Genomic DNA, 3,929 nt, shown 5'->3' with positions numbered 1-3,929 from the left:
GCGGACGCGGCCGGAGCGGGCCGGCCGGCCCGCTCCGCGGACCGCTCGGCCCGGGCCCCGCCCTGCTCCCGGGGTGCCCCGGCGGATGCCGGCGGATGCCCGACGACCGGATGGGCGCCGCTCGGCCAGTCCCCGTCGAAGGCGTCCACGTACTCCTGCCGCGGCCGCGGCATCGTCCGGTTCCCGCTCCCGGTCCCGCCGACCGGGGTGACCGGCCGCGGCACCGCGCCCTGCGGGCGTTCCGCGGTGTACGCACCCATGTGCTGGGAAGTCCGTCGGTCCATCGGGACGCTCAGCCTCCGCCGCTGTCGTCGTCGCCCGCCCGTGCGGGCCGGGGTGAGGTGGAGGCGTGATGGTCCAGGAAGTCCCGGAACGCGTCCGCGACCGCGTCCGGGAACTCCATCATGGCCACATGGCCGGCGTCCGGCAGGGTCACCAGCCGCGAGTTGCGGAAGGCGGCGCTGGCCCGCCGGGCCATGCGGAAGGAGATCAGCCGGTCCCGTCCGCCGTAGATCAGCAGGGTGGGCGCGAGCACCCGCTCGGCCTGCCGCCACAGCGACTGCTGCCCCCCGACCGAGAAGGCGTTGAGCAGACCGCGCGTGCTGGCGGTCAGGGACTCCCAGAAGTACGGCAGGACCTGGCGCCGCTCCAGCTCGGCCACCGCACCCGAGAACTCCTCGGGGGTGATCCGCGCCGGGTCGCCGTAGCACAGCCGCAGCACGCCGCGGGCCCGCTGCTCCGGCGGGTAGTCGCCGGCGGCCCGGCGCAGCAGCCAGGAGGCGCCGGGCACGCCGAGCAGGACGGTGGGCAGCGCGGTGCGCTGCGGGCGCCACTCGGGCAGGGCCGGGGAGACGAGGGTCAGGGAGCGCACCAGATCGGGGCGGAAGGCGGCGACGCGGGTGGCGACCGCGCCGCCCAGCGAGTTGCCCATCAGATGGACGGGGCCGCGCGCGCTGGCCTCCAGGCAGCGCACCACGGCCCGGGCGTGCCCGGAGATGGTGTAGTCACGGCTGTCGGCGGGCGGGGAGGCGCCGAAGCCCGGCAGGTCCAGGGCCTCGCACTCGACGGTGTCCGACAGGCGCTGCATGAGGGCGGACCAGTTGCGGGAGGAGCCGCCGAGTCCGTGCACGAACAGCGCGGGTTCGAGTTCGTCCCGGGCCGCGGCCCGGCGTCGTATGGACAGTGTCATCCCGGGCAGTGCGACGGACCGCATGGTCTCGCCGTCCCGGACACCGGGCCAGCTCTCCGCGGCGGCCAGCACCGCGTCCGCGCGCCGCGCTTCGGTCGATGACATAGCGCAATACTAGGGGCCCTCGCAGTCCCGGAAACGTGTCCGGGGTCACATCCCGCGTTCGCATCCGCGCAGTACCGCGTCTACGCTGGGGAGCCGCCGGTCACGCGCAGGTCAGGGAGGTGCATCGCGGTGTCCATCGACCCCACGGAGCCGGAGATCGTCGACGAACTGCTGGAGGAGGAGCGCGAGGCCGGACTGGAGACGCCGGAGGCCGACGCGGCCGAGCAGCGGGCCGAGCTGCGGGCCGGCGAGGACGAGCCGCTGCCGCCCGGGAGCGGGGAGGCGAATCCGGCGGACCTCGCCGAGCAGGCCCGGGTGGTCGCCGAGGACGAGGACGAGGACTACCGCTGAGCCCCCGCGGCCCGCGGCCCGCCGCCCGCCGTCCGGTAAGGGCGGGTACGGCAGGATTGGCGCCGGGGCGGGCGGCGCCCCGCCGGCACACCGGGTGGACAGATTCTGTCCGCGGAGTGGAATTCCGCACCTGAAGCGCGCGGACCGGGGTTACCCGAACGTACGATTGCGGCCGCGGCACATGTCGTCGGACGTAGCCCGCGCGAGAGAGACCACTGGGAGGCGGAGTGACAGCCATCGAGCAGACCGAGGCTCGCCCCCGCGGCACCCGCCTGCCGCGCCGGGCCCGACGCAACCAGCTGCTGGGCGCGGCTCAGGAAGTGTTCGTGGCCCAGGGCTACCACGCGGCGGCGATGGACGACATCGCCGACCGGGCGGGGGTCAGCAAGCCCGTGCTGTACCAGCACTTCCCGGGCAAGCTGGAGCTCTACCTGGCCCTGCTGGACCAGCACTGCGAGGCGCTGGTGCAGTCGGTGCGGCAGGCGCTGGAGTCGACCACCGACAACAAGCAGCGCGTCGCCGCCACCATGGACGCCTACTTCGACTACGTCGAGCAGGAGGGCGGCGCCTTCCGGCTGGTCTTCGAATCGGATCTGACCAATGAGCCGGCCGTGCGGGAGCGGGTGGACAAGGTCTCGCTGGACTGCGCGGAGGCGGTCAGCGAGGTGATCGCCGAGGACACCGACCTGCCGCAGGAGCAGGCCATGCTGCTGGCGGTCAGCCTGTGCGGCATGGCGCAGGTGACCGCGCGCTACTGGCTCAGCTCCGGGCAGCCGGTGCCGCGGGACGTGGCCAAGGGGCTGACCGCCATGCTGTCCTGGCGCGGCATCGCCGGCTTCCCCATGCACCCCGACTCCCCGGCCGCCTGACCGGGAGTGCCGTGCGGGTCCACCCGCGTACTGTTCGCTCTGGGCGTGCCCCGGCGCGGCCGGGCGCGCACCGCCGCCCGGCTACGCTGGGGCGTACGGCGGCGCGGCTCATCGCGCACGTCACGGAGCATGCGGAGGGACAAGCCGTGGAGATCAAGATCGGCGTTCAGCACACGCCGCGCGAGATCGTTCTGGACAGCGGGCAGTCTCGCGAGGAGGTGGAGAGCGCGGTGACCGGCGCGCTCTCCGGCGAGACCAAGGTGCTCAGGCTGGTTGACGAGCACGGCCGTCAGGTGCTGGTCCCGGCCGACCGGGTGGCCTATGTGGAGATCGGCGAAGCCGTGGCCCGCAAGGTGGGCTTCGGAGCCCTGTGAGCCTCCGGGAGTCCCGGTCACCCTGACCGCACCGTCCGTCCGGCCGTCCGGCCGGACGCACCGCGCCTGGATGCCGCGGGCCCGCCGGGGCCCGGGCGGCGGCGCGCGGGGCGGGAGCAAGGGGCGCGCAGGGGACGGCAGTTGCCGGAACGGCGGCCGTGGCATTGGCCCGGCCGCCGTTTTGTGTGCGGCCGTTTGCTGCGCGGTGTCCCCTGGGTAGNGGGCCCGCCGGGGCCCGGGCGGCGGCGCGCGGGGCGGGAGCAAGGGGCGCGCAGGGGACGGCAGTTGCCGGAACGGCGGCCGTGGCATTGGCCCGGCCGCCGTTTTGTGTGCGGCCGTTTGCTGCGCGGTGTCCCCTGGGTAGGACCGCAGAGGTCCCACCGGTACCCCCGCCCGGGAGGCGTCCGCAATGTACTGGGAACTGCTCGGCTCACTGGTCCTCGGAACCGCTGTCTCCTGGTCCGCGCTCCGCCGGCTCCCCCACCGTTTCCCCCATCCCCGGCAGCTCACCCTGGCGACCGGCCCGGTGTCCGCGCTCAGCGGCGCCCTGCTGGTGCAGGCGGTGCTCGGCGTGTCCGGCGGCCACCCGGTGGCCACCCTGGCCGGTGCGCTGGTGGTGAGCACCGCCCTGCTCTCCCTGCTGCTCCGGCCCGGTGAGGCCGGCCCGCCGGCCAGGGCCGCCCGGCCCGCCGCCCGGGTCCGGCCGCGTCCGGCCGCGTCCGACGGGCACCGCGCCATGCCCGCCGGTCTCAGCTGATGACCGTCAGCAGCATGGCCGATTGAAGCGGCTTACCCTGGGGCGACCGGCAGCGGCACCGGACGGGCATCCGGCCCCGGCCCGCCCTCCGCCGGACGCCCCGGGCGGCTCCGGCCGCGGAGACGGCACCACGTGCCCGGTGTCTCCGGTGTCTCCGGTGCTCCGCTGCCGCCCGCCAGTGTCGTCGTCGCGCCCCAGGGAGAGGCCGTGCCCGGCTCCAGTGCCAGTCCCCGCGATGCCGGGTCGGCCCCCGGCGGGCCGGCGGCCGCCGGCCCCCGGCCGGC

General features: G+C 75.5%; 5 protein-coding genes and 1 pseudogene. 4 read left to right on the top strand and 2 right to left on the bottom strand.

What is annotated here, in order from left to right:
* A pseudogene (locus tag GQS09_RS28830) lies at positions 1–284 on the bottom strand (hypothetical protein); the annotation flags it as partial.
* Positions 285–292: 8 nt separating this feature from the next.
* Positions 293–1,294, bottom strand: coding sequence for an alpha/beta fold hydrolase (locus GQS09_RS27440; protein WP_165990224.1), 1,002 nt, complete (start codon positions 1,292–1,294; stop codon positions 293–295).
* Positions 1,295–1,423: 129 nt separating this feature from the next.
* Between GQS09_RS27440 and GQS09_RS27435 the strand changes: the two genes are divergently transcribed.
* The 4 genes from GQS09_RS27435 (at position 1,424) to GQS09_RS27420 (ending at position 3,645) form a co-directional block, all read left to right on the top strand.
* Positions 1,424–1,645, top strand: coding sequence for a hypothetical protein (locus GQS09_RS27435; RefSeq protein ID WP_165990223.1), 222 nt, complete (start codon positions 1,424–1,426; stop codon positions 1,643–1,645).
* A gap of 227 nt (positions 1,646–1,872) precedes the next feature.
* Complete coding sequence (locus GQS09_RS27430) at positions 1,873–2,514, top strand: TetR/AcrR family transcriptional regulator (RefSeq protein WP_165990222.1); 642 nt, start codon at positions 1,873–1,875, stop codon at positions 2,512–2,514.
* Between the two features lie 146 nt (positions 2,515–2,660).
* Positions 2,661–2,888: a DUF3107 domain-containing protein gene (locus GQS09_RS30125; RefSeq protein WP_165990221.1), complete on the top strand. Its 228-nt coding sequence runs from the start codon at positions 2,661–2,663 to the stop codon at positions 2,886–2,888.
* 409 nt (positions 2,889–3,297) lie between these two features.
* Positions 3,298–3,645: a hypothetical protein gene (locus tag GQS09_RS27420; protein WP_243761860.1), complete on the top strand. Its 348-nt coding sequence runs from the start codon at positions 3,298–3,300 to the stop codon at positions 3,643–3,645.
* Positions 3,646–3,929 lie beyond the last annotated feature (284 nt).

The organism is Streptomyces sp. YIM 98790 (assembly GCF_011421595.1).
GTDB lineage: Bacteria > Actinomycetota > Actinomycetes > Streptomycetales > Streptomycetaceae > Streptomyces.
This window is presented reverse-complemented; position numbering and strand designations above follow the sequence as displayed.